This is a genomic window from Hydrogenophaga sp. NH-16, from assembly GCF_004006415.1.
GTDB classification, from domain to species: Bacteria; Pseudomonadota; Gammaproteobacteria; order Burkholderiales; family Burkholderiaceae_C; genus Hydrogenophaga; species Hydrogenophaga pseudoflava.
Genome location: NZ_CP029344.1, coordinates 3593775 through 3618596, shown reverse-complemented (window position 1 = coordinate 3618596; position 24822 = coordinate 3593775). Strand labels below are relative to the sequence as shown.

The following is a 24822-nucleotide window of genomic DNA, read 5'->3' as shown; positions in this document are numbered from 1 at the left end:
TCCGAACGATGAACGGCATCCTCATCGTTGCGCACGCGCCGCTGGCTTCGGCCCTGCGGGCCTGCGTGCTGCACGTGTTTCCCGACAGCGCGAATGCGGTGTCGGCCCTGGATGTCATGCCCAATGCTCCCCCCGAAGAGTCGCTGGCCCAGGCGCGCATCCTCATGCGGCAGCTGGACACGCCGCAGACGCTGGTGCTGACCGACGTGTTCGGTGCCACGCCCTGCAACGTGGCGCACAAGCTGGTCGACGGTGTGCGCTCCAAGCTGATCGCCGGCGTGAATCTGCCGATGCTGCTGCGCACCGTGTCGTACCGGCACGAGTCGCTGGACGCGCTGGTCTCTCGCGCCATGGTAGGGGCCACGCAGGGTGTGATCCAGGTGGCCGTGACGGCACCACAGAATCAGGCGAGAAGAACCACACATGATCAAGACCACCGCGACCATCAGCAATAAGCTGGGCCTGCACGCCCGCGCTTCGGCCAAGCTCACCAAGCTGGCGGGCAGCCACCAGTGCGAGGTGTGGATGTCCAAGGGGGACCGCCGCATCAACGCCAAGAGCATCATGGGCGTCATGATGCTGGCCGCCGGGGTGGGCAGCCAGGTCGAAATCGAGACCAGCGGCCCGGACGAGCAGGCCGCGATGGATGCCATCGTGGCGCTGATCAACGACAAGTTCGGGGAAGGCGAGTGAGCTTCACCGTCCACGGTCTGGCGGTCTCCCGGGGCATTGCCATCGGGCGGGCGGTGATCGTGGCGTCCAGCCGCATCGACGTCGCCCACTACTTCGTCAAGCCTGATCAGGTCGAGGCCGAGATCCAGCGCCTGCGGCGGGCCCGCAACGGTGTGGTCGAGGAGATCGAGAAGGTCCAGGCCAGCCTGGATGAGCTGGGTTCACAAGACGCGCACCCGGAGCTGAGCGCGCTGCTGGATGTGCACCTGATGCTGCTGCAGGACGAGCAGCTCACCAGCGGCGTCAAGCACTGGATCACCGAGCGCCACTACAACGCCGAGTGGGCGCTGACCACCCAGCTGGAGGTGATCGCGCGCCAGTTCGACGAGATGGAGGACCCTTATCTGCGCGAGCGCAAGGCCGACCTGGAACAGGTGGTCGAGCGCATGCTGCGCATGATGCGCGGTGTGGCTTCGCCCGTCGCCGCGCCACTGCCTCCCGCGGACGAGGGCGAGCCCAACGGCACCCTCTTCGATCCCTCGGTCGACGTGCCCCTGGTGCTGATCGCGCACGACCTGTCGCCGGCCGACATGCTGCAGTTCAAGCAGAGCGTGTTCGCCGGCTTCGTCACCGACGTGGGCGGCAAGACCAGCCACACCGCCATCGTCGCGCGCAGCATGGACATACCCGCGGTGGTCGGGGCGCGCTCGGCCAGTCACCTGATCAACCAGGACGACTGGGTCATCATCGATGGCGACGCCGGTGTGGTGATCGTCGACCCGTCGCCCATCCTGATGGCCGAGTACGGCTTCAAGCAGCGCCAGGGCGAGGTCGAGCGCGAGCGGCTCTCGCGTCTGAAGAACACCCCGGCCGTGACGCTGGATGGCCAGAAGATCGAGTTGCTGGCCAACATCGAGCAGCCCGAGGACGCCGCCGCGGCGCTCAAGGCTGGCGCCGTGGGCGTGGGACTGTTCCGAACCGAGTTCCTGTTCATGGGCCGCAACGGCAAGCTGCCCGACGAGGAAGAACAGTACGCCGCCTACCGCCGGGCCGTCGAGGGCATGCAGGGGCTGCCGGTCACGATTCGCACGGTCGACGTCGGTGCCGACAAGCCGCTGGACCGCACCCCGGTGCGCGCCGGCGAGGACCACCTCAACCCCGCGCTGGGCTTGCGCGCGATCCGCTGGAGCCTGGCCGACCCGGCGATGTTCCTGGCGCAGCTGCGCGCCATCCTGCGGGCGGCGGCGCTCGGCCCGATCAATTTGCTGGTGCCCATGCTGGCCCACGCCAGCGAGATCCGCCAGACGCTGGCGCTGGTCGACAAGGCGCGGGCACAGCTCGACGCCCTGGGGGTGGTTCACGGCCCGGTGCGGCTGGGCGCCATGATTGAGGTGCCTGCCGCGGCGCTGACGATCCCGCTGTTCCTGCGCCACTTCGATTTTCTCTCCATCGGCACCAACGACCTGATCCAGTACACCCTGGCGATCGATCGCGCCGACGAGGCGGTGGCGCACCTCTACGACCCGGTGCACCCGGCGGTGCTGCATCTGGTGGCCAACACCATCGCGCAGGCCCGTGCGCAGGGCAAGGGCGTGAGCGTGTGCGGCGAGATGGCGGGCGATGTCGGCATGACGCGCCTGCTGCTCGGGCTGGGCTTGCGCAGTTTTTCGATGCACCCCACGCAGATCCTGGCCGTCAAGCAGCAGATTCTGCGCTGCGACACCGGCAAGCTGGCGGCATGGGCGCAGAGCGTGCTGGCGGCCGAAGATCCGGCCGCGCTGATGGCCGACTGACCCCTCAGGCCGCCGGCCGCCGCGTGGCCAGCACCGCCGCGCCAATGATCAGGGCCGCGGCCATCCCGACCGACAGACTCGGTGCCTCGCCGCGCACCCACAGCAGGGTCAGCGTCGACAGCAGCGGGGTGAGAAAACTGAGCACACCGATCTGCCGCGCGTCGCCGCGCTTGAGCGCCGCGTCCCACAGGAAAAAGGCACCGCCCAGCGGCCCCAGGCCGAGCAGGGCGATCAGCACCCAGTCCTGCGCGGTCAGCGACACCGCCGGTTCCATGAGCGCGTGGCACAGCAGCGAAAGCAGGCCCGACACCAGGGCGAAGCTGCCAATGGCGGCGGTCGGAAACGGCGCCACGCGCTTGGTCAACAGCGAGTAGCTGGACCAGATGAAGGCCGAGCCGGCGGCGGGCAGGTAGCCCCACGCCCAGATGGCATCGGCCGTGCCGCTGCGTCCGAGGATGGCCAGTGCGGCACCTCCGAAACCCAGCAGGGCGGCCAGGATGTGGCGTCCGGTGAGCGTCGTCCCGGGCAGAAACAGGGGCGCCATCACGACGATGCCCAGCGGCCACAGGTAGTTCACCAGGTTGGCCTGCACTGGGGGTGCATGGCGCAGCGCGATGAAGAGCAGGAAGTGGAAGCCGAACAGGCCGTACACGCCCAGGGCCAGCGTGGCCGGCGGCACCCGCCAGCGACGCCAGTCGAAGCGCGAGAGCGGCAGGGCGATCAGGCTGCCGATCAGCAGCGACAGGCCGGTCAGCAGGAAGGGCGGGATGTGGGACAGCGCCACGCCCAGTGCGGCCAGAGAGCCCCAGAGGGCGACGGCGCCCAGCGCGAGCAGGTTGGCACTCATTTCTTCACGCCTTTCCGACTGGTTGCTTGATCAGGGACAAAGTCATGGGCACGGAACTTCCTTGATACTGCATGGGGTATTTTCACAGGACCTGCACGTGAGCACTTTCAATCACAACGACCTGATGCGCGACATCAATGCCAGTCTGGCGCCGTTCCGCAAGAGCCAGGGCACCGCCATGGCTGGCTTCGGACAGCTGGCCAAGGCGGCCATCACCGACGGCGCACTCAGTGCCAGACACAAGGAGCTGGTGGCGCTGGCGATCGCCGTCACCCAGCGCTGTTCGGGCTGCATCGGCTTTCACGTCAAGGCGCTGGTGCAACTGGGTTGCACGCGCGCCGAACTGGAAGAGATGCTGTCCGTCTGCGTCTACATGGGCGGCGGTCCGGCGCTGATGTATGCGGCCGAGGCCATCGCCGCCTGGGAGAAGATGGCGCCTCAGGACCTGCACGCGAGAGCTTAGTCAGGCTGTCGTCGCGCGGCGCGGGTCAATCGTCGGCGTTCGAGGGTGTCGGCTCGCCTTGCTTCCGCAGCGCCGCGGTGAGGGCGGACGGGGAGCGGTAGCCGCAGCGCCGGGCGACCTCGGCCACGGGCAGTCCTTGCGCGCGCAAGTGCCGCGCGCGGTCCAGCCGCAGGTTACGCAGCCAGGCCATGGGGCTCTGGCCGAGTTCCTGCTGGCAGCGTTCGGTGAACTGGGCCGGGCTGAGATGGGTGCGCGTGGCCAGATCGGCCACCGACAGCCGTTCGTCAACTGCCTTCAGCGCCCAGGCCTGAAGACTCTGCCAGTCGATGGCGCGCCGGGTGCGTCTGGGCAGCGCGGGCGGCGCCCAGGCTTCCAGCAGCAATGCCGGCCCCAGCTGGCGGGCCCGAACCAGACCCGATGCGCAGGCCGACGCCAGGTAGCGAGCCAGCGGCAAGGTGTCCGGCAGGGGGGCGCTGCGGTCCAGCCGGGTCCAGCCCATGTTGGAAGAGTCCAGCACCAGGCAGCGGGCGCCCCGGGTCGATTCAAAGTCGTGCCGCAGGCCTGGCGCAATCACCACCCCGTCGCCAGTGCCGACACGTCGCCCGCGGCCGTCGACCTCCAGCTCCAGCCAGCCCTCCAGACCCAGCAGGATCTGGAAGTGGTCGTGCGCATGGCTACCCGGCGAGGCGCCGTAGTGGCGCACCGACAGAGCGTCGTGCGCGGCGGCCACTTCAGGTCCTGGGGTTGTTCAGCACGTCGTGCGCCTGCTGGTCGGCGTGGTAGCTGGACCGAACCATGGCGCCGACGGCGGCGTGGGTGAAGCCCATCTCGTAGGCCTTTTCCTCGAACATCTTGAAGGTGTCGGGGTGCACGTAGCGGCGCACCGGCAGGTGGTGCCCGCTGGGCGCCAGGTACTGGCCGATGGTGAGCATGTCGATGTCGTGCGCGCGCATGTCGCGCATGACGTCCAGGATCTCTTCGTCGGTCTCGCCCAGGCCGACCATCAGGCCGCTCTTGGTGGGAATGCCGGGAAAGCGCTGCTTGAACTTCTTGAGCAGGTTCAGGCTGAACTGGTAGTCCGAGCCCGGGCGCGCTTCCTTGTACAGGCGCGGCACGGTCTCCAGGTTGTGGTTGAGCACGTCGGGCAGGCCGCCGGCCAGGATGTCCAGGGCCTTCTCGTCGCGACCGCGGAAGTCGGGCACCAGCACCTCGATCTGGGTGCCGGGCGAGAGCTCGCGCGTGCGCTGGATGCAGGCCACGTAGTGGCCCGCACCGCCATCGCGCAGGTCGTCGCGGTCCACACTGGTGATCACCACGTACTTGAGCTTGAGCTGGGCGATGGTTTTGGCCAGGTTCTCCGGCTCGTCCACGTCCAGTGGATCGGGGCGTCCATGGCCGACATCGCAGAACGGGCAGCGGCGCGTGCACTTGTCGCCCATGATCATGAAGGTCGCCGTGCCCTTGCCGAAACACTCGCCGATGTTGGGGCAGCTCGCCTCCTCGCACACCGTTACCAGCTTGTTGCTGCGCAGGATGTCCTTGATCTCATAGAAGCGCGTGGTCGGCGAACCGGCCTTGACGCGGATCCACTCCGGCTTCTTGAGCACCTCGGCCGGCACGATCTTGATCGGGATGCGCGCCGTCTTCGCCTGGCTCTTCTGCTTGGCGGTGGCGTCGTACTGGGCGGCGGGCTGGGCTTCGCGGACGGTGTGAGCGTCGGCCGCGGGGGTGTCGGGGCGGGTCATGGCAGGGGCGCGGTCGGCGCGCGTTGGTGGTCAGGGGCCGAGAAGGGCGCCGAGCTGGTTGCTCAGCACCCTGGCCGCTTCATCCCATGAAACGGCAACCCCTATTGTAGAAAGGTCGACCGTCTGCAGGCCTGCATAACCACATGGGTTGATGCGCCAGAAGGGCTGCAGGTCCATGGTCACGTTCAGCGCGACACCGTGGTAGGTGCAGTGCCGGCTGACCTTGATGCCCAGCGCCGCAATCTTGCCCAGGCCGGCGAAATCAGGTTCTGGGGCTGGTGAACCTTGCGTGCGTTTCTGCGGCCGCTGCGGCAAAGGGGCATGGCCGGTTGGGTCGCCCAGCCGCACGTAGATGCCGGGGGCGCCCGCAACACGGTGGCCAGTCACACCGAAGTGGGCCAGCGTGCGGATCACCGCCTCTTCGATGCGGTAGACGTACTCCTTCACGAAGTAGCCCGCGCGCTGCAGATCGATCAGCGGATAGGCGACGACCTGGCCAGGGCCGTGGTAGGTCACCTGGCCACCGCGGTTGGTCTTGACGACCGGAATGTCGCCCGGCGCCAGCAGGTGGTCATCCCTGCCCCCCAGGCCTTGCGTGAACACGGGTGGGTGCTCGCAGATCCACAACTCGTCGGGTGTCTGTGCCGACCGCGATTCGGTGAAGGCCACCATGGCGTCGAAGGTGGGCGCGTAGTCCACGCGCCCCAGCGGTCGGACGATCATGAGCGGATCAGAGGACGACCTTGACCATGGGGTGGGTGGTCAGGGTGCGGTACACCTCGTCCAGCTGCTCCCGGCTGGTGACGTACACCGTGAGCGTCAGGCCCAGGTAGTTGCCCGCCTTGCTCGGGCGGTGCTCGACGGAGGTCTCGTCGAAGCCGGGGTCGAACGCTCGCGCTACCGCGACCATGGCCGATACATAGCCCTCGACGTTGGCCCCCATCACCTTGATGGGAAATCGGCAGGGGTACTCGATGAGCGACTGTTCTGGCGGAATATCTCGTGGCAGGTCCATGGGGCGTGCGCAGCACGGGCTCGGCACTGGCTGCATCAAAGTGAGAATTTTTCAGATCGTCCTTCGGCGCATGTGCTGGCGGGCACGGGGCCAGCAGAGGTCTGCCCGAGGGACGCGCACCATTATGGTCGCGCGCGTCAAGTCCTTGGTCAGCGCAGAACGATTGACGTTGGCTTGGGGTTTCTACGTATAATGAGAGGCTTTGCGAACCTTCGCACACCTGTAAACCGTTTGTAATCTGCCATGCCGACAATGCCCGGGCCCGACAAAGACGGGCAGCCATTGCCGGCCGATCAGACAGAGGCCAAATCGGGGCGCGGATGGGAAGATGGGGAGCAAGAACCCGAATTCAAGCCACTGACGCGTGAACAGGCGCATCAGTGGCGCGCTGGTCAGCCGGAACTATCTGTCTGGCGTCTGGTGGGGGTGCAGGTGCTGGTGGGGGCGGTGTCGGGGTTGCTGGTCTGGCTGTTTTCGCGCCAGATGTCGCTGGCTCTGTCGGTGCTCTACGGCGCGGCTTCGGTGTTCATTCCGACGGCATTGATGGCCTACGGTCTGACCTCCAGTGCGTTGTCCCGTCTGATGCCGGGACATTCGCGGGCCACGTTCGCTGGCTTCCTGTTGTGGGAAGGGGTCAAGGTGTTGCTGGTGGTGGCCATGCTGTGGTCGGCGCCGGCGCTGGTCCCTGATCTCAGTTGGCTGGGTTTGCTGGCCGGGTTGGTTTTGACGCTGAAGGTGTACTGGTTTGGGCTGTGGTTCCAAACCAGGCGCCCACATTAATTTCCGTTGATTGGTGCAACGAACATGGCTGCTGAAGGTATCGGTCCTACCCCTGGCGAGTACATCCGCCACCACCTGACCCATCTGACGAACCACAAGCAAGGGTTCATCGTTGACTTCTCGGTGATCAACATCGACTCCGTGGTTTTCAGTTCGGTGCTGGGCGCCTTTGTCTGCTTCATGCTGTGGCTGGCGGCGCGCAAGGCGCATGCGGGCGTGCCGGGGCGCTTTCAGGCCGCAGTGGAGATGCTGGTCGAGATGGTCGACAGCCAGGCCAAGGGTGTGATCCACAACGCCAACAGCCGCAAGCTGGTCGCCCCGCTGGCGCTGACTGTGTTCTGCTGGATCTTCATGATGAACTTCATGGACATGCTGCCGGTGGACTTGCTGCCCCGCCTGTGGACCGAGTACTACGCAGCGACCGGCCACGATCCTCATCACGCCTACCTTCGGGTAGTGCCGACCGCCGATCTGTCGACCACGCTGGGTCTGTCCGTCTCTGTGCTGCTGATGTGCCTGTTCTACAACATCAAGATCAAGGGCCTGGGTGGCTGGGCGCACGAGTTGGTGACGGCTCCCTTTGGTACTTCCAAAAATCCTGTTTGGGCACTGCTGCTGGGCGTGACCAACTTCCTGATGCAAATGATCGAGTTCGTGGCGAAGACGGTTTCGCACGGCATGCGGTTGTTTGGCAACATGTTCGCGGGTGAACTGGTGTTCATGCTGATTGCGCTGCTGGGTGGTTTCGCCGCCTTCTCGCTCTCGGGTGGACTTTTCTTCGTCGGACACTTGATCGCAGGCACGGTGTGGACCTTGTTCCACATTCTGGTCATCACCTTGCAGGCGTTCATTTTCATGATGCTGGCCCTGATTTATCTGGGTCAAGCGCATGACGCTCACTAAGTTGCGCGGTTTCACCTCGCTCTCTAGTTCTTTCGGTTCCTTCCTTTCTTTTCAACTCTCAATCTCTTAAGGAGTCATCATGGAAAACGTTCTGGGTCTGGTTGCTCTGGCTTGCGGTCTCATCGTCGGCCTGGGTGCCATTGGCGCCTCTATCGGTATCGCCCTGATGGGTGGCAAGTTCCTGGAATCCTCCGCTCGCCAACCCGAGCTGATGAACGACCTGCAGACCAAGATGTTCATTCTGGCCGGTCTGATCGACGCCGCCTTCCTGATCGGCGTGGCCATCGCTCTGCTGTTCGCCTTCGCCAACCCCTTCCAGCTGGCTGCTTAATGGGTCTTGCTGCCGTGCGCGGCGGCATGCGGTGGGGCGATGAACATCGTCCCCTCCTTCCGGATGTCGTCGGTGCCGCAGCAATTGCGTCTCCACTCCCGTTCACACACAGAAAGGCGTTGCGATGAACATCAATGCAACCCTCTTTGCGCAGGCCATCGTCTTTGCGATCCTGGTGTGGTTCACGATGAAGTTCGTGTGGCCCCCGATTGCCAAGGCGCTCGATGAGCGTGCGTTGAAGATTTCCGAAGGTCTGGCCGCTTCCGAGAAGGCCAAGTCCGAACTGGCCGTGGCCAACAAGCGTGTCGAGGCTGAGTTGAGCCAGTCCCGCAACGAGGCAGCCACCCGTCTGGCCGACGCCGAGCGCCGTGCACAGACTGTGATCGAGGAAGCCAAGGCCCGTGCGACGGAAGAGGCTGCCAAGATCGTCGCCGCCGCCCGTCAGGAAGCCGAGCAGCAGGTCGTCAAGGCCCGTGAAGCCCTGCGCGAGGAAGTCGCCGCGCTGGCCGTCAAGGGTGCCGAGCAGATTCTCAAGCGCGAAGTCAACGCCGGTGTTCACGCCGAGTTGCTGGGTCGCCTGAAGACCGAGCTCTGACCCCAGGCCCACGTTCCGATTGAACCCCGGCATACGAAGGTAGAACATGGCCGAAATCGCCACCATTGCCCGTCCCTACGCTGACGCCCTGTTCAAGGCCGCTGGCGCCGATGCTGCGGGCGTTGCCTCTTGGCTCGACGAGTTGGCTGCTGTTGCTGGTAACGAGCAGCTGCGCCAGTTCGCCGAAGCGCCTCAGTCTTCGCCGACCCAGGTGTTCGACGTCATCACCGGCGTGCTCAAGAACGCGCTGCCGGAGATGGGCCAGAACTTCCTGCGCACGGTGATCGAGAATGGTCGCGTCGCGGCGCTGCCTGAAATCGCTGCCCAGTTCCGCGTGCTCAAGAACGCCCAGCAGGGCCGCTTTGATGCCGTGGTCTACAGCGCCTTCGACATCGAACCGTCTGCTCTGGCCGAGTTGTCGGGTGTGCTGGAGAAGCGCTTCGGGCGCCAGCTCAACCTGCAAGTCCAATTGCAGCCCGAGCTCATCGGTGGCGTGCGTGTGGTGGTGGGTGACGAAGTGCTGGACACCTCCATCAAGGCCCGCCTGGAACAAATGAAAGTAGCGCTGACGGCTTGAAGCCGTCTGCCCCGCCGCTCGGACGCGACCTCATCCCAATTAACGAAAGAAGGAAAGAGTCATGCAGCTCAATCCCGCCGAAATTTCTGAACTGATCAAATCCCGCATCCAGGGTCTGGGCGCGTCCAGCGATGTGCGCAACCAGGGCACCGTGGTGTCCGTCACCGACGGTATCGTTCGCATCCACGGCCTGTCGGACGTGATGCAGGGCGAAATGCTGGAATTCCCGGCCAACAAGGACGGCGTACCTTCCTTCGGTCTGGCCCTGAACCTCGAGCGCGACTCCGTCGGCGCCGTGATTCTGGGTGAGTACGAGCATATCTCCGAAGGCGACACCGTCAAGTGCACGGGCCGCATCCTGGAAGTGCCGGTGGGTCCCGAGTTGGTGGGCCGCGTGGTCAACGCCCTGGGTCAGCCGATCGACGGCAAGGGCCCCATCAACGCCAAGATGACGGACGTGATCGAGAAGGTCGCTCCCGGCGTGATTGCACGCAAGTCGGTGGACCAGCCGGTGCAGACCGGTCTGAAGTCGATCGACTCGATGGTGCCCGTCGGCCGTGGCCAGCGCGAGCTGATCATTGGCGACCGCCAGACCGGCAAGACCGCTGTGGCGATCGATGCGATCATCAACCAAAAGGGTCAGAACATGACCTGTGTGTACGTCGCCATCGGCCAGAAGGCGTCGTCCATCAAGAACGTGGTGCGCGCCCTGGAACAGGCCGGCGCCATGGAGTACACCATCGTGGTCGCCGCCTCGGCTTCCGAGTCCGCCGCCATGCAGTACCTGTCGGCCTACTCCGGCTGCACCATGGGCGAGTACTTCCGCGACCGCGGCCAGGACGCCCTGATCGTGTACGACGACCTGTCCAAGCAGGCCGTGGCCTATCGCCAGGTCTCGCTGCTGCTGCGCCGTCCTCCGGGCCGCGAAGCCTACCCCGGCGACGTGTTCTACCTGCACAGCCGCCTGCTGGAGCGCGCCGCTCGCGTGAACGCCGACTACGTCGAAGCTTTCACCAAGGGTGAAGTCAAGGGCAAGACGGGTTCGCTGACCGCACTGCCGATCATCGAAACGCAGGCTGGCGACGTGTCCGCTTTCGTGCCGACCAACGTGATCTCGATCACCGACGGCCAGATCTTCCTGGAAACCAACCTGTTCAACGCCGGTATCCGTCCCGCCATCAACGCCGGTATCTCGGTGTCGCGCGTCGGTGGTGCAGCCCAGACCAAGCTGATCAAGTCGCTGTCCGGCGGTATCCGTACCGACCTGGCCCAGTACCGCGAGCTGGCTGCGTTTGCGCAGTTCGCTTCCGACCTGGACGAAGCCACCCGCAAGCAGCTCGACCGCGGCGCCCGCGTGACCGAACTGCTCAAGCAGGCCCAGTACAGCCCGCTGCCCATCAGCCTGATGGCCGCTTCGCTGTTCGCGGTGAACAAGGGCTTCATGGACGACATCGATGTCAAGAAGGTGCTGGCCTTCGAAGGCGGTCTGCACGCTTTCCTGAAAGACAAGCACGCCGCGCTGGTGGCCAAGCTCGACAACGACAAGGCCATGGACAAGGACGCTGAAGCCCAGCTGCTCGCCGCCATCGCCGATTTCAAGAAGACCGGTACCTACTGAACCGTCCATTGACGAGCTAAGGAGCAGCAATGGCAGCAGGCAAGGAAATTCGCGGCAAGATCAAATCGGTGGAAAACACCAAGAAGATCACCAAAGCCATGGAAATGGTGGCCGCTTCCAAGATGCGCAAGGCGCAGGACCGCATGCGTGCGGCCCGGCCTTACGCCGAAAAGGTGCGCCAGATCGCTGGCAACCTGAGCAAGGCCAACCCCGAGTACACGCACCCCTTCATGGAGACCAACGACGCCAAGACCGCCGGTTTTGTCGTCGTGACCACCGACAAGGGCCTGTGCGGTGGCATGAACACCAACGTGCTTCGCGCGCTGACCAACCAGCTCAAGGACTTCCAGGGCCGGGGCGTTGGCGCGGAAGCCGTGGCCATCGGCAACAAAGGCCTGGGTTTCCTCAACCGCATCGGTGCGAAAGTGGTCTCCAGCGCCGTCGGCCTGGGCGATACCCCCCACCTGGACAAGCTGATCGGCCCGGTGAAGGTGCTGCTGGACGCGTACACCGAAGGTCGCATCAACTCGGTTCACGTGTGCTACACCCGCTTCATCAACACGATGAAGCAGGAAGCCGTGATCGAGCAGCTGCTGCCTCTGTCGGCCGCTGACCTGCAGGAAGGCAACAAGGGTCGTGACTGGGACTACGTCTACGAACCCGACGCGGCCACCGTCATCGACGAGCTGCTGTTGCGCTACATCGAAGCCCAGGTCTACCAGGCTGTGGCGGAAAACATGGCGTCCGAGCAGTCGGCCCGCATGGTGGCCATGAAGGCTGCCACCGACAACGCCGGTAACGTCATCAGCGAACTCAAGCTGGTCTACAACAAGACCCGCCAGGCCGGCATCACGAAAGAGCTGTCGGAAATCGTGGCCGGCGCTGCGGCGGTCTGACCCCGGCGCTCAACTGAAATCTAGAGAAACTCAAAGGTACACATCATGTCTCAAGCACAAGGCAAGATTGTTCAGTGCATCGGCGCCGTCGTGGACGTGGAATTCCCCCGCGACCAGATGCCGCGCGTTTACGACGCCCTGAAGATGGAAGGTTCCGCACTGACGCTGGAAGTCCAGCAGCAGCTCGGCGACGGCGTGGTCCGCACGATTGCACTGGGTTCGTCCGACGGTCTGCGCCGCGGCATGGTGGTCACCAACACCAACGCCAACATCACCGTGCCGGTGGGCAAGGCCACCCTGGGCCGCATCATGGACGTGCTGGGCCAGCCCATCGACGAGCGCGGCCCGGTCGACCAGAGCCTGACCGCCCCCATCCACCGCAAGGCCCCGGCCTACGACGAACTGTCCCCCTCGCAAGAGCTGCTGGAAACCGGCATCAAGGTGATCGACTTGGTCTGCCCGTTCGCCAAGGGTGGCAAGGTGGGTCTGTTCGGTGGTGCCGGTGTGGGCAAGACCGTGAACATGATGGAGCTCATCAACAACATCGCCAAGGCGCACAGCGGTCTGTCCGTGTTCGCTGGCGTGGGTGAGCGCACCCGTGAGGGCAACGACTTCTATCACGAGATGGCCGACTCCGGCGTCGTGAACCTCGAGAACCTGGCTGAATCGAAAGTGGCCATGGTCTACGGCCAGATGAACGAGCCCCCGGGCAACCGTCTGCGCGTGGCCCTGACCGGTCTGACCATCGCCGAGTCCTTCCGTGACGAAGGCCGTGACGTGCTGTTCTTCGTGGACAACATCTACCGCTACACCCTGGCCGGTACCGAAGTGTCCGCCCTGCTGGGTCGCATGCCGTCCGCCGTGGGCTACCAGCCGACGCTGGCCGAAGAAATGGGCCGCCTGCAAGAGCGGATCACTTCCACCAAGGTCGGCTCGATCACCTCCATCCAGGCCGTGTACGTGCCGGCCGATGACTTGACCGACCCGTCGCCCGCCACGACCTTCGCCCACCTGGATTCCACCGTGGTGCTGTCCCGTGACATCGCTGCGCTGGGTATCTACCCCGCCGTGGACCCGCTGGACTCCACCAGCCGTCAGCTGGACCCGCTGGTCGTGGGTCAGGACCACTATGAAACCGCCCGCGCCGTGCAGGGCACGCTGCAGCGCTACAAGGAACTGCGCGACATCATCGCCATTCTGGGCATGGACGAACTGGCGCCGGAAGACAAGCTGGCCGTGGCCCGCGCCCGCAAGATCCAGCGTTTCCTGTCGCAGCCGTTCCACGTCGCTGAGGTGTTCACCGGCTCGCCCGGCAAGTACGTGCCGCTGTCCGAAACGATCCGCGGCTTCAAGATGATCACCGCCGGTGAGTGCGACCACCTGCCCGAGCAGGCCTTCTACATGGTCGGCACCATCGACGAGGCCTTCGTGAAGGCGAAGAAGGTCGCCTGATGGAGCAGGGCGCCGTTCGCCGGCGCCCGTCCACCGAGCCACCTTTTCCCTTTTCACAGGAGTCAATATGAGCACCATCCACGTCGATGTGGTCAGCGCCGAAGAGTCCATCTTCTCCGGCGAGGCCAAGTTCGTGGCCCTGCCGGGTGAGGCGGGTGAACTGGGCATCCTGCCCGGCCACATTCCGCTGATCACGCGCATCAAGCCCGGTGCCGTGCGCATCGAAAAAGCCGACGGCGGCGAAGAGTTCGTGTTCGTGGCCGGCGGCATTCTGGAAGTTCAGCCCAACTGCGTGACCGTGCTGTCGGACACCGCCATCCGCGGCCACGACCTGGACGAGGCCAAGGCGAGCGAGGCCCGCAAGGCCGCCGAAGAGGCTGTCAAGAACGCCAAGAGCGACATTGATCTGGCCAAAGCCACCTCGGAGCTGGCGGTCATGGCGGCGCAGATCGCGGCGCTGCGCAAGTACCGTCAGAAAAAGTGATCTGCCCCGCGGACGCCTCATGAAGAAAACCGGCATCAGCCGGTTTTTTTTTGCCGCCCTGTGGCCTGTCGGGGATGCTGGTGAAATCATCTCCACTCTGACCTCCGGACACCCATGCCCATGCCCTCGATTTCCGAACGACCGGACCTGCCGCCTCAAGAGGTGGCCGCCCGCCTGCTCGTCACGCCTTCGGCCCTGGATGACCTGAAGCTGGCCGATGCCAAGCGGGTGGTGGGTTACATGAAACCGCAGCTGATTTCCGCGGGTACGGTCTTCATCCACGAGGGGGAGCTGCGCGGCAACGACTACATGATGCTGATCCTGGAAGGCGATATTTCGGTCGAGAGCGAGATGCCCGGCGCCGATGGCAGCATGGTGGTCAACGTGATCGGTCCGGGGCATCTGATCGGTGAAATGGGGGTGCTGGACGGCTCGCCACGGTCGGCGACCTGCGCAGCCATCACCGATGTGGCGGCCGCCGTGCTGTCCCGGGCTGCATTGCGGCGCCTGCTCAAGGCCGACCCGGCGGTCGGGGCCCGCCTCTTGCTCGCGATCTCCAAACGCATGGCCGACCGCCTGCGCGAGACCACGCGCAAGCTGCGCACCTTCGCTCAGATGAACAAGGCCCTGCAGCAGGAGCTGCAGGTGGTGATGAACAGCCGCACCGGTCGCGGTGGCCGCAGTTCCGGGGAAGGCTGAGTCTCAGGCCCGAACCACCAGATCGGGCAATTCGTTGGGGTTGGTTGCGCCGGCCTCGGTTGGAAAGAACTCCACCAGCAGCGCCGACACTTCCTCCAGGGCCTGGGTGAGCCCGTCCTCAAAGGCTCCATGACGCAGCTGGCCGGCCAGGCGGTCCACCATGGCCTGCCAGCGCGCCTGGTCCACACGGGCACTCAGCCCGCGGTCGGCCACCAGCTCGATCGAACGCTCGGCCAGCAGCAGGTAGATCAGCACGCCGTTGTTGTCCTGCGTGTCCCAGACGCCCAGCCGGCCGAACCAGCTCAGGGCCCGTTCCCGCGCCAGCAGGCGGACGGTGGACCCGTTCCCCAGGCGCCAGAGGTAGGACAGCGGCAGGGCGGCTTCGACGCACAGGCGGATCTCGCCGCTGTGGCGCGCCTCGCTGGCGGTGATGCGGCGGGACAGCCGAAGCGCCATGTCGTCGGGAATCAGTCTGCGGGAGTCGCGGCTGTCGAGCCAGCGGTGCCGGAGGATACGAAGCAGCTTGTTCATGGCCGTCACCAGCTGCCGGAGGCGCCGCCGCCACCGAAGTTGCCACCACCGCCCGAGCTGAAGCCACCGCCGCCGCTCCATCCCCCACCATGGCTACCCCCGCCAAAACCACCACCGCCCCAGTCGCCGCCCCGACGCCCGCGACCGGACGACGGCATCGACGGCAGCATCTGGAAGAACAGCGCAGCGAGCATGGCGAGCAGGCCGGCGCCCACGGCGATCCAGACCACCGCGGTGAGCACCCAGGCGATGGCGCCCGCGCTTGCGCCTGTGAGCAGGGTGCCCAGCTTGTTGCCGAACAGGCTGCGCAGCACCGCCGAGAACATGGGCACCGCGAAGACCAGGAAGATCAGCAGGTCCATCGGAGCGAACCCGGCGTCCTCCGGTGCGGAGCCGGCCTCGGGCAACGGCAGGTTTTCGCCGGACAGGCGGACCATGATCTGGTCGATGCCGGCTTCGATGCCGCCCGCGAAGTCGTTGCGGCGGAAGGCGGGCGTGACCGCCTGGTCGATGATGCGGCGGGCCACCAGGTCGGGAATCGCCCCCTCCAGCGTCTTGCTGGTGGCGATGCGCACCCGCCGGTCGTTCTTGGCCACCACGAACAGTACGCCGTCGCCCACGTCCTGTCGCCCGAGCTTCCAGGCATCGCCCAGCCGCTGGGTGTAGTCGGCGATGTCTTCGGGCTGCGTGGTGGGCACCAGCACCACCACGATCTGGGTGCCGCGCTGGGTCTCGAAAGTGGCCAGCCGGGACTCAAGCGCGGTCTGCTGGGCGGGGTCCAGCGTACCGGTCTGGTCGATCACGCGGCTGCGCAGCTCGGGCACGGGCAGCACGGCCTGTGCCCAGGCCAGCGCCCCCCACATTAGCCAGAGCACGCCCAGGCCGAGCGCGCGGACCCGGCGCAGCGTCATGGCTTGTTGAAGTCGACCTTGGGCGGCGCGCTGATGGCGGCCTCGTTCTCGACCTTGAAACCTTCCTTGGTCTTGTAGCCGAAGACCATGGCGGTGAGGTTGGTCGGGAAGCTGCGGGTCAGCACGTTGTAGGACTGCACCGCCTCGATGTAGCGGTTGCGCGCCACGGTGATGCGGTTCTCCGTGCCTTCGAGCTGCACGCGCAGATCGGAAAAGCCCTGGTTGGCCTTGAGGTTGGGGTACTGCTCGACCACCACCATCAGGCGGCTGAGCGCGCTGCCCAGTTCGCCCTGCGCGGCCTGGAACTTCGCCATGGCCTCGGGGTCGCTGAGCATCCCGGGCGTGACCTGGATCGACGTGGCCTTGGCGCGCGCCTCGACCACCTTGGTCAGCGTCTCCTGCTCGAAGTTCGCCTCGCCCTTGACGGTGGCGACGATGTTGGGAATGAGGTCGGAGCGGCGCTGGTACTGGTTGAGCACCTCGGCCCAGGCCGACTTGCTCTGTTCGTCCAGGCTCTGGAACTCGTTGTATCCGCAGCCGGACAGTGCGAGGGTGGCGGCGAGCACGAGGGAGGCGAGGGACAGACGGCGCTTCATGGTCACTCCTGGGGGCAAAGACCTATCATAGTGCCCGCATTTGAGTCTCCGACCACGTCCCTGCACCCTCCATGCCCCGCCCCAAGTTCTCCCCAGGCACCGCGGACGACACCGAAGCCGCTTTCTACGAGGCCCTGCACCAGGGCGACCTGGAGCGCCTGATGGCCTGCTGGGCCGATGAAGAGGACATCGTCTGCGTGCACCCGGGCGGACAGCGCCTGGTCGGCCACTCTGCCGTCCGGGCCGCGTTCGAGGCCCTGCTGGCCAATGGCGGCGTGCGCGTGCAACCCGAGCGGGCGCGCCGCATCGACGCCGGTGGCTGCAGCGTGCACAGCGTGATCGAACGCATCGAGGTGATGAGCGACGACGGACCGGCCCACGCCTGGGTGCTGGCCACCAACGTCTATGCCAAGACCGTGCACGGCTGGCGCATGGTGGCCCACCACGCCAGCCCGGGCAGCCGCAACGAGCCGGCGGACGCCCTGAGCACGCCGCCGGTGCTGCATTGAACATGGCGGCCCCAGCTTTCGACTACACGGCTCCCTGGTGGCTGCCGGGTGGCAACGCCCAGACCCTGTGGGCAGCGCTGTTTGCGCGGCGCCATGCGGGTGCCGCCCCGCAATGGCGGCGGGAACGCTGGCAGACCCCCGACGGAGACTTCGTCGACGTGGACACCACCACCCACGCGGCGTCGCCGGATGCGCCTCTGCTGGTGCTGTTCCACGGGCTGGAGGGCTCCTCGGCCAGCCAGTACGCGGTGGCCTTTGCCGACTTCGCAGCCCGCGAAGGCCTGGTGCTGGCCGTGCCGCACTTCCGGGGCTGCTCGGGCGAGCTGAACCTGGCACCGCGCGCCTACCACTCGGGCGATTTCCAGGAAATCGACTGGATGCTCCGCCGCTTCGCCACCACACACCCGGGGCGCCCGCTGCTGGCGGCCGGGGTGTCCCTGGGGGGCAACGCGCTGCTGCGCTGGGCCGGCGAGATGGGCACCGAGGCCGGGCGCACGGTGCGGGCGGTGGCCGCCGTCTGTTCGCCGCTGGATCTGGCCGCGGGCGGTCACGCCATCGGGCGCGGCTTCAACCGGCTGGTCTACACCCGCATGTTCCTCTCCACCATGGTGCCCAAGGCGCTGAAGAAGCTGGAGCAGCACCCGGGCCTGTTCGACCGCGAGGCGCTGCTGGCCGCGAACGACCTCTACCAGTTCGACAACCTCTTCACCGCACCGCTGCACGGCTTTCGCGACACCGACGACTACTGGGCCCGCGCGTCGGCCAAGCCGGTGCTCAGCGACATCCGCGTGCCGGCGCTGGCGCTCAATGCGCTCAACGACCCTTTCGTGCCCGCCGACTCCCTGCCCACACCGCGCCAGGCCGGTCCCCAGGTCACGCTCTGGCAGCCGGCGCAGGGCGGGCACGTGGGATTTCCCGTGTCCCTACCGCCCCTGGGCCTGCCCGGCCACGTGATGGCCATGCCGGCGGCGGTCGGTCACTGGCTGCTGGCCCACCGCTGAGGACACCCCGTGGACGACATCGTCAAGGCCGCGCTCGCCAAATGGCCCAACGTGCCCGACTGCCATGGCTGGCTGGGGCTGGACGCGCGTGGTGACTGGTACATGCGCGACGACCGCTGCCAGCGCTCCGGCCCCTTCGCCGCTGAACCAAGCGAAGGCGTGGCGCCGGTCAAGGGCTCGCGCCTGCTGCACGACAAGCTGATCGCCTTCATCGGCCGCAACTACATGCCCGACGAACAGGGCCGGTGGTTTTTCCAGAACGGACCGCAGCGGGTCTATGTGGAACTCGAAGCCACACCCTGGATCTGGCGCCTGCAGCCCGACGGCTCGGTGCTGGCCCACACCGGTGCGCCGGCCGGCGCCGTGGAGCGCGCCCTGCTGGACGAGGCCGGGCGCCTGTACCTCGTGACCGCTTTGGGCCTGGGGCTGGTGCACACCAGCGACATGGCGCAGGCGGCCGACCAGGTGGAGCAGGGCGCCTGGCAGCCCGAGCCGGTGGCGGCGGACAGCCTGCCGCAGCGCTGGGCGTTCGTGCGGAGCCCTCAGCGCGCCCTGGGGCCGGGCCCCTGGGCCTGAGCCCGGCGCGGGCAACAAAAAAAGCCGGTCAAGTGACCGGCTTTTTAGTGGGGCGCTGCGCCTTACTTGACAGCGGTCAGCATGTACTCGACGGCGGCCTTGATGTCGGCGTCGGAGGCGGTGGAACCGCCCTTGGGCGGCATGGCGTTCTTGCCCTTGATGGCGCTGGCGGTCAGGCCGTCCAGACCCAGGCCGACGCGCGCCGACCAGGCGGCCTTGTCGCCGAACTTGGGCGCACCGGCCACACCGGCGGCGTGGCAGACCGAGCAAGCCTGCTTGTACAGAGCCTCACCAGCGCCGGCGACGGGCACGGCCGCAGCAGCGGGCGCGGCGGCCACCGGGGCGGCAGCGGGCGCAGCCGTGGGAGCGGCTTCAGCGGCCGGAGCAGCCGCGGCGTCGGCTGCTGCCGGGGCCTGCGGCTCGGCGAACTTGCCGCCGGCGGCATTCGCCAGGTGGACCACGGCGCGACCGATCTCGACGTCGCTGAACGCGCCACCACCCTGGGCCCCCATGGCGTTCTTGCCCTTGAGGGCCGAGTTCAGCAGGGCCTCATAACCGGTGGCGATGCGGGGGGCCCAGGCGGCGGCGTCGCCGAACTTGGGAGCACCGGCGGCGCCGGTGGCATGGCAGGCCGAGCACTGGGCGGTGTAGACCGCTTCGCCAGTGGCCAGCGGACGGTTGGCGTCGCGCAGCTCGACCGAGCCGATCTTCTGGATGCGCATGGCCGTGGCCAGCTCGGGGTCGACCGCGCCGGCGGCCGGCTTGGTGTCCGAGGTGACGTAGTACACCAGGCCGATGATGACGAAAACGGGTGCCACGAAGAAAAAGAACGACGTCCAGAGCAACTGGGCGGGGGTTTTGATCGGGCCGGTGTGGGAGTCGTGCGCGTGGTCGCTCATGGGTTCCTCGGATGGCGAGTCGGTCTGTTGGGGGTGGGGCCCCTGCACAGGGCAAATAGCCGCGAATTATAGCCAGCCGACCCTGACGGCCCGCTGCCTGGCGGCCCCGCTGGGGCAGGGGATCAGGTCATGACGGTGGGTTGCGCCATGCCGGTGTGGTGTTCGATGCGTGCCAGGGTGCGGGCGAGTGCGACCAGCGGCGCCAGCGCCTCCTGCGCGGGCACGTCGTGGCGCGAGGCGTCGGGTTCGTGGCGTTCCAGGTAGACGCGCAGCGTCGCGCCTTCGGTGCCGGTGCCCGAGAGGCGGAACACGACGCGCGAGGAGTCTTCCAGCACCACGCGCACGCCCTGTTTCTGGCTGACCGAGCCGTCCACCGGGTCGGTGTAGGCGAAGTCGTCGGCCCACGAAATGGTCACCCCCACGCTCTCCGCTTCGCGAGGTTCGCTGCCCCCCGAGGGGGCGCCGTCTGTCTTGGGGCGGCCCGGCGACAGACGATGCCCATCGAAGGTCTGGCCGGCCAGCGTCGGCAGCTGCGCGCGCAGTTCGGCCATCAGAGCGTTGGCGCGTTCGGTGGGAATGCCGTCGTAGTCGTGCCGCGAGTAGACGCAGCGGCCGTGTTCGGCCCACAGGCCGCGCACCAGCTGCTCGACCGACTGGCCGGTGACGGCGACGAGGTTGAGCCAGAACAGCACGGCCCACAGGCCGTCCTTCTCGCGCACGTGGTTCGAGCCGGTGCCGTAGCTCTCTTCGCCGCAAAGCGTGATCTTGTCGGAGTCCAGCAGGTTGCCGAAGAACTTCCAGCCCGTGGGCGTTTCGTAGCAGGCGATGCCCAGCGCCTTCGCCACGCGGTCGGCGGCGGTGGAGGTGGGCATGGAGCGTGCCACGCCGGCCAGGCCGCTCGCGTAGCCCGGCACCTTGGTGGCGTGCGCGGTGAGCACGGCCAGGCTGTCGGAAGGCGAGACGATGAAGCCGCGCCCGAGGATCATGTTGCGGTCGGCGTCGCCGTCGGAGGCCGCCCCCATGTCGGGCGCGTCGGGCGCCATCAGGTGGGCGATCAGGTCGTCGGCGTAGGCCGGGTTGGGGTCGGGGTGCAGACCGCCGAAATCCTCCTTCGGTTCGGCGTTGACCACGGTGCCGGCCGGGGCGCCGAGCTCGCCCTCGATGATGGCCTTGGCATACGGCCCGCCGACCGCCCACATGGCGTCGTAGCGCAGGCGGAAACCGCTGGCGAACAGGCGGCGAATGGCGGCGAAGTCGAACAGCTCGCGCTGCACCGCAGCGTAGTCGGCGACGGGGTCGATCACCTCGATCGCCATGCCTTCCATCATGTGCGTGCCCAGGGCGTCGAGCGGGATGTCGGGGGCGTCGCTCAGGCGGTACTGGCCGAGCGTCTGCGTGCGTTCGTAGATCGCCTGGGTCAGCTTCTCGGGCGCTGGGCCGCCGTTGGTGGCGTTGTATTTGATGCCGAAGTCGCCGTCGGGGCCGCCGGGGTTGTGGCTGGCCGAGAGGATGATGCCGCCGCTGGCGCCCCGGCGGCGGATGACGGCGCTGGTGGCCGGCGTGGACAGGATGCCGCCCTGGCCGACCAGCACCCGGCCGTAGCCGCGCGCGGCCGCCATCTTCAGGATGGTCTGCACCGCCGCCCGGTTGTGGAAACGCCCGTCGCCGCCGAGCACCAGGGTCTGGCCCGCGGCCGGCGCGTCGCCGTGCAGCACGTCGAACAGGGCCTGGACGAAGTTCTCCAGGTAGTGCGGCTGCTGGAACACGGTGACCTTCTTGCGCAGGCCGGAGGTGCCCGGCAGCTGGCCGGCAAACGGGGTGGTGGCGACAGTCTGGATGCTCATGTGGGCTCCTGAGGGGATGGCAATGGCGTTCCGGCCGGTGATGGCCGGCCACAGCCGCCAGTGTCGCCCAACTCGGGAGCCTGTCCCGCGGGTCAGGTGCGGTGCAGGAACAGGCCCCCGTAGGGTTCGCAGCGCACGCAGTCGCCTTCCAGCCGGGCGCCCGGCAGGCCGCTGCCGTCGAGCACCGTGGCGCTGCGCCAGTCCTCGGGCAGCGCCAGCTTGGCCACCTGATCGCTGAAGTTGAAGACGCACAGCAGCGTCTGGGTGTCGTGTTGCCGGATGAAGGCCAGCACCTGCGGATGCGCGGGCAGCAGGGTGAGGCGGCCTTCGCGCAGGGCGACCTGCTGGCGGCGCCAGTGCAGCAGGTGGGTGAAGAACGAGAGCATCGAGTCCGGCGCGCCGGCCTGGCGGTCCACCGCCAGCGCGCGATGCGCCTCGGCCACGGGCAGCCAGGGCCTGTCGCCGGTGGTGAAGCCGGCATGCGGCGCGTCGCCGGACCACGGCATGGGCGTGCGGCAGCCGTCGCGGCCCTTGAACTCGGGCCACATGGTGATGCCGTAGGGGTCCTGCAGGTCCTCGTAGCGCAGCTCGGCCTCGGGCAGGCCCAGCTCTTCACCCTGGTAGAGGCAGACCGTGCCGCGCAGGCTGGCCTGGAAGGCGGCGGCCAGGCGCAGCAGGCGCGGGTCGGGGTTCGGTCCGCCCCAGCGCGTGGCCGAGCGCACCACGTCGTGGTTGGACAGCGCCCAGCAGGGCCAGCCGTCGCCCACGATGGTGTTGAAGCGGGTCAGGAAGCCGTGCAGGAAGGGCGCGTCGTGCGCCTCGCCCAGCAGGTCGAAGCAGTAGGCCATGTGCAGCTTGTCGCCGCCCGCGGTGTACTCGGCCACGCGGGCCAGGCCGTCGTCGTCGCCGATCTCTCCGACCATGGTGGTGTCCGGGTACTGGTCGAGCAGGGCGCGCAGGCGCTGCAGGAAGGGCAGGTTTTCCGGCCGGCTCTTGTCGTAGACGTGGCGCTGCCAGCCGTAGGGGTTGAAGGGGTTGACCGCCGGGTCGGGGTTGCTGCGGTCCGGTGCGCCGCGGCCGGGGTTGTCGCGCAGCTGGGCGTCGTGGAAGAAGAAGTTGACCGTGTCCAGCCGGTAGCCATCCACGCCCAGGTCGAGCCAGAACTTCACTGTGTCCAGCAGCGCGTCCTGCACGGCGGGGTGGTGGAAGTTCAGGTCGGGCTGGCTGGTCAGGAAGTTGTGCAGGTAGTACTGGCAGCGGCGCGTGTCCCACTGCCAGGCGCTGCCGCCGAAGATCGAGAGCCAGTTGTTGGGCGGGTTGCCGTCGTCCCTGGGGTCGGCCCAGACGAACCAGTCGGCCTTGGGGTTGTCGCGGCTGCTGCGGCTTTCCACGAACCAGGGGTGCTGGTCGCTGCAGTGCGAGAGCACCTGGTCGATCATGACCTTCAGGCCGAGCGCGTGGGCGCGCGCCACCAGGGCGCGGAAGTCGTCCAGCGTGCCGAACATCGGGTCGACATCGTTGTAGTCGCTGACGTCGTAGCCGAAGTCCTTCATCGGGCTCTTGAAGAAGGGCGAGATCCAGATGCCGTCGGCGCCCAGCGCCGCGATGTGGTCCAGCCGCTGCGTGATGCCCGGCAGGTCGCCGATGCCGTCGCCGTTGGAGTCCTGGAAGCTGCGCGGGTAGATCTGGTAGATGACGCCGCCGCGCCACCAGCCGTTGTTGGGTGCCTTGTTGCTCATGTTTGCGGAGAAGAAATCAGTTGCTGGAGCCAGCGCGCGCTGGCCTTGGCCGTGCGCTGCTGGGTGGAGTAGTCGACGTGTACGACGCCGAAGCGCTGGGTGTAGCCGTGCGCCCACTCGAAGTTGTCGAGCAGGCTCCAGACGTAGTAACCGCGGATGTCCAGCCCGCTGGCCACCATCTGCGCGAGCTGGGTCAGGTGCGATTGCAGGTAGCTCAGGCGCAGGCGGTCGTCGCAACCGCCGGCCTCCACCGGCGTGTTGTCGGCCGCGCCGTTTTCGGTGATCCAGATAGGAGGCAGCGGCCACTTTGCGAGCAGATTGCGCGTCACCCGTTCCAGCCCCTGCGGGTAGATCTCCCAGCCGATGTGGGTGAGGTCGGGGCGCTGCGGGTCGGGCGGCACGAAGCGGTAGCCGCGGCGCTGCTCGGCGGCGCTTTGCGGCGCCTGCGCGATGGAGCGCGTGTAGTAGTTCAGGCCGATGAAGTCCAGCGGCTGGGCGCAGATGGCCAGGTCGCCGGGACGGCGCTGCTCGGCGAATGCGCCGATCTGTTCGATCATCTCGGCCGGCCATTCGCGGCCGAACAGCGGGTTGAGGAATACGTCGTTGCGCTCCAGCTCCGCCAGCCGCGCTGCGGCCACATCGGCAGGTGCATCGCTGGCCGGGTCGCACAGCTCGGGGTTGAGCACGATGCCCAGCTGCGTGTCGCTGCGCACGCTGCGCCAGGCCTGCAGGCCCAGGCCGTGCGCCAGCATGAGGTGGTGCGCCACCAGCAGCGACGAGGACCGGTCCTGCACGCCGGGCGCGAACACGCCGATGTCGTGGCCCAGGAAGGCGCTGCACCAGGGTTCGTTGAGCGTGGCCACGCGCGGCAGTTGGTCGCCCAGCTCGCGGGCCACGATCTGTGCGTACTCGGCGAAGCGCTGGGCGGTGTCGCGGTGCAGCCAGCCGCCGTGCGCGCGCTGCAGCTGCGCCGGCAGGTCCCAGTGGAACAGCGTGGCGTTGGGCGTGATGCCCTTGTCGTGCAGCGCGTCGAGCAGGCGGCGGTAGAAGTCCAGCCCTTCGGGGTTGGGGCTGCCGTCCTCGCGCACCACGCGGGTCCAGGCGATGGAGAAGCGGTAGTGCCGGAATCCGAGATCGGCCATCAGCGCCACGTCCTCGCGGAAACGGTGGAAGTGATCGCAGGCCACCAGGCCGTCGCTGGCATCCTTGATGCGGCCGGGCTGGGCGCAGAAGTCGTCCCAGATGCTGGGGAGCTTGCCGCCTTCGAGGGCGCCGCCCTCGATCTGGAAGGCAGCGGTGGCACAGCCCCATTCGAACGAAGGGGGAAACTGGAGGGAATCGGTCAT

General features: G+C 67.1%; 29 protein-coding genes. 17 read left to right on the top strand and 12 right to left on the bottom strand.

Annotated features, from left to right (window positions below; genetic code table 11):
- Positions 1–8: 8 nt before the first annotated feature.
- From DD542_RS17445 to ptsP, 3 genes are read left to right on the top strand one after another with little or no spacing between them, the layout of a single operon-like run.
- Positions 9–455 carry a PTS fructose transporter subunit IIA gene (locus tag DD542_RS17445; protein WP_066157664.1) on the top strand — a complete coding sequence of 149 codons (447 nt, stop codon included), beginning with the start codon at positions 9–11 and terminating at the stop codon, positions 453–455.
- Positions 424–693, top strand: coding sequence for an HPr family phosphocarrier protein (locus DD542_RS17440; RefSeq protein WP_066157661.1), 270 nt, complete (start codon positions 424–426; stop codon positions 691–693). Before DD542_RS17445 ends, DD542_RS17440 begins: the two co-directional genes overlap by 32 nt.
- A complete protein-coding gene (ptsP, locus tag DD542_RS17435) occupies positions 690–2465 on the top strand; it encodes a phosphoenolpyruvate--protein phosphotransferase (protein ID WP_127806508.1) in 1776 nt (591 codons plus the stop codon). The genes DD542_RS17440 and ptsP overlap by 4 nt, the downstream gene beginning before the upstream one ends.
- 4 nt (positions 2466–2469) lie before the next feature.
- Here ptsP and DD542_RS17430 read toward each other — a convergent pair whose 3' ends face one another.
- A complete protein-coding gene (locus tag DD542_RS17430; protein WP_127806507.1) occupies positions 2470–3312 on the bottom strand; it encodes a DMT family transporter in 843 nt (280 codons plus the stop codon).
- Between the two features lie 97 nt (positions 3313–3409).
- Here DD542_RS17430 and DD542_RS17425 point away from each other — a divergent pair, with 97 nt between their 5' ends.
- Complete coding sequence (locus DD542_RS17425) at positions 3410–3775, top strand: carboxymuconolactone decarboxylase family protein (protein WP_127806506.1); 366 nt, start codon at positions 3410–3412, stop codon at positions 3773–3775.
- A 25-nt stretch (positions 3776–3800) separates the two neighbouring features.
- On the opposite strand, the gene DD542_RS17420 is transcribed toward DD542_RS17425, so the two are convergent.
- Genes DD542_RS17420 through DD542_RS17405 form a run of 4 tightly spaced genes read right to left on the bottom strand, consistent with a single transcriptional unit; the run spans position 3801 to position 6535 of the window.
- Positions 3801–4505, bottom strand: a complete 705-nt coding sequence (locus DD542_RS17420; protein WP_127806505.1) for an AraC family transcriptional regulator — start codon at positions 4503–4505, stop codon at positions 3801–3803.
- 1 nt (position 4506) lies between these two features.
- Positions 4507–5520: a lipoyl synthase gene (gene lipA / locus DD542_RS17415; protein ID WP_127806504.1), complete on the bottom strand. Its 1014-nt coding sequence runs from the start codon at positions 5518–5520 to the stop codon at positions 4507–4509.
- Between the two features lie 30 nt (positions 5521–5550).
- Positions 5551–6243, bottom strand: a complete 693-nt coding sequence (gene lipB / locus DD542_RS17410; protein ID WP_127806503.1) for a lipoyl(octanoyl) transferase LipB — start codon at positions 6241–6243, stop codon at positions 5551–5553.
- Between the two features lie 7 nt (positions 6244–6250).
- Positions 6251–6535: a DUF493 family protein gene (locus DD542_RS17405; RefSeq protein ID WP_127806502.1), complete on the bottom strand. Its 285-nt coding sequence runs from the start codon at positions 6533–6535 to the stop codon at positions 6251–6253.
- 243 nt (positions 6536–6778) lie between these two features.
- Here DD542_RS17405 and DD542_RS17400 point away from each other — a divergent pair, with 243 nt between their 5' ends.
- The 10 genes from DD542_RS17400 to DD542_RS17355 all read left to right on the top strand — a co-directional run bounded on the left by DD542_RS17400 (position 6779) and on the right by DD542_RS17355 (position 14870).
- A complete protein-coding gene (locus tag DD542_RS17400; RefSeq protein ID WP_241559584.1) occupies positions 6779–7315 on the top strand; it encodes an ATP synthase subunit I in 537 nt (178 codons plus the stop codon).
- 24 nt (positions 7316–7339) lie between these two features.
- A complete protein-coding gene (gene atpB / locus DD542_RS17395) occupies positions 7340–8218 on the top strand; it encodes a F0F1 ATP synthase subunit A (RefSeq protein ID WP_066157634.1) in 879 nt (292 codons plus the stop codon).
- A gap of 79 nt (positions 8219–8297) precedes the next feature.
- Positions 8298–8549 carry a F0F1 ATP synthase subunit C gene (gene atpE, locus DD542_RS17390; protein WP_066157632.1) on the top strand — a complete coding sequence of 84 codons (252 nt, stop codon included), beginning with the start codon at positions 8298–8300 and terminating at the stop codon, positions 8547–8549.
- Positions 8550–8673: 124 nt separating this feature from the next.
- Complete coding sequence (locus DD542_RS17385) at positions 8674–9144, top strand: F0F1 ATP synthase subunit B (protein ID WP_066157630.1); 471 nt, start codon at positions 8674–8676, stop codon at positions 9142–9144.
- Between the two features lie 46 nt (positions 9145–9190).
- On the top strand, positions 9191–9721 hold the full coding sequence (locus DD542_RS17380; RefSeq protein ID WP_066157626.1) for a F0F1 ATP synthase subunit delta: 531 nt from the start codon (positions 9191–9193) through the stop codon (positions 9719–9721).
- 61 nt (positions 9722–9782) lie between these two features.
- Entirely contained in the window at positions 9783–11339 is a 1557-nt protein-coding gene (gene atpA, locus DD542_RS17375) for a F0F1 ATP synthase subunit alpha (protein WP_066157623.1), read from the top strand.
- Positions 11340–11368: 29 nt separating this feature from the next.
- The gene (atpG, locus tag DD542_RS17370; RefSeq protein WP_066157621.1) at positions 11369–12235 is read left to right on the top strand and encodes a F0F1 ATP synthase subunit gamma; all 867 of its coding nucleotides are present in this window, start codon (positions 11369–11371) and stop codon (positions 12233–12235) included.
- Positions 12236–12280: 45 nt separating this feature from the next.
- Positions 12281–13687: a F0F1 ATP synthase subunit beta gene (gene atpD, locus DD542_RS17365; protein WP_127806501.1), complete on the top strand. Its 1407-nt coding sequence runs from the start codon at positions 12281–12283 to the stop codon at positions 13685–13687.
- Between the two features lie 67 nt (positions 13688–13754).
- Complete coding sequence (locus DD542_RS17360) at positions 13755–14171, top strand: F0F1 ATP synthase subunit epsilon (protein ID WP_066157615.1); 417 nt, start codon at positions 13755–13757, stop codon at positions 14169–14171.
- Between the two features lie 120 nt (positions 14172–14291).
- A complete protein-coding gene (locus DD542_RS17355; protein WP_079364725.1) occupies positions 14292–14870 on the top strand; it encodes a cyclic nucleotide-binding domain-containing protein in 579 nt (192 codons plus the stop codon).
- Positions 14871–14873: 3 nt separating this feature from the next.
- On the opposite strand, the gene DD542_RS17350 is transcribed toward DD542_RS17355, so the two are convergent.
- The 3 genes from DD542_RS17350 to DD542_RS17340 are packed head-to-tail and all read right to left on the bottom strand — an operon-like array spanning position 14874 to position 16908.
- A complete protein-coding gene (locus tag DD542_RS17350; protein WP_127806500.1) occupies positions 14874–15401 on the bottom strand; it encodes a TPM domain-containing protein in 528 nt (175 codons plus the stop codon).
- A gap of 5 nt (positions 15402–15406) precedes the next feature.
- Entirely contained in the window at positions 15407–16312 is a 906-nt protein-coding gene (locus DD542_RS17345) for a TPM domain-containing protein (protein ID WP_127806499.1), read from the bottom strand.
- Positions 16309–16908, bottom strand: a complete 600-nt coding sequence (locus DD542_RS17340) for a LemA family protein (protein ID WP_127806498.1) — start codon at positions 16906–16908, stop codon at positions 16309–16311. The genes DD542_RS17345 and DD542_RS17340 overlap by 4 nt, the downstream gene beginning before the upstream one ends.
- A gap of 71 nt (positions 16909–16979) precedes the next feature.
- Here DD542_RS17340 and DD542_RS17335 point away from each other — a divergent pair, with 71 nt between their 5' ends.
- Genes DD542_RS17335 through DD542_RS17325 form a run of 3 tightly spaced genes read left to right on the top strand, consistent with a single transcriptional unit; the run spans position 16980 to position 18994 of the window.
- The gene (locus tag DD542_RS17335; protein ID WP_066157599.1) at positions 16980–17417 is read left to right on the top strand and encodes a nuclear transport factor 2 family protein; all 438 of its coding nucleotides are present in this window, start codon (positions 16980–16982) and stop codon (positions 17415–17417) included.
- A gap of 2 nt (positions 17418–17419) precedes the next feature.
- Complete coding sequence (locus DD542_RS17330; protein ID WP_079364222.1) at positions 17420–18418, top strand: alpha/beta fold hydrolase; 999 nt, start codon at positions 17420–17422, stop codon at positions 18416–18418.
- 9 nt (positions 18419–18427) lie between these two features.
- Positions 18428–18994 carry a DUF2946 family protein gene (locus DD542_RS17325; RefSeq protein ID WP_079364223.1) on the top strand — a complete coding sequence of 189 codons (567 nt, stop codon included), beginning with the start codon at positions 18428–18430 and terminating at the stop codon, positions 18992–18994.
- A gap of 62 nt (positions 18995–19056) precedes the next feature.
- Here DD542_RS17325 and DD542_RS17320 read toward each other — a convergent pair whose 3' ends face one another.
- From DD542_RS17320 to DD542_RS17305, 4 genes are all read right to left on the bottom strand, one after another.
- Positions 19057–19893 (bottom strand): c-type cytochrome, encoded by an 837-nt coding sequence (locus DD542_RS17320; RefSeq protein ID WP_079364224.1) that lies wholly within the window; start codon positions 19891–19893, stop codon positions 19057–19059.
- A gap of 122 nt (positions 19894–20015) precedes the next feature.
- Positions 20016–21737: an alpha-D-glucose phosphate-specific phosphoglucomutase gene (locus tag DD542_RS17315; protein ID WP_127806497.1), complete on the bottom strand. Its 1722-nt coding sequence runs from the start codon at positions 21735–21737 to the stop codon at positions 20016–20018.
- A gap of 92 nt (positions 21738–21829) precedes the next feature.
- Complete coding sequence (locus DD542_RS17310) at positions 21830–23476, bottom strand: alpha-glucosidase family protein (protein WP_066157584.1); 1647 nt, start codon at positions 23474–23476, stop codon at positions 21830–21832.
- Positions 23473–24822, bottom strand: coding sequence for a GH1 family beta-glucosidase (locus DD542_RS17305; RefSeq protein ID WP_127806496.1), 1350 nt, complete (start codon positions 24820–24822; stop codon positions 23473–23475). Before DD542_RS17305 ends, DD542_RS17310 begins: the two co-directional genes overlap by 4 nt.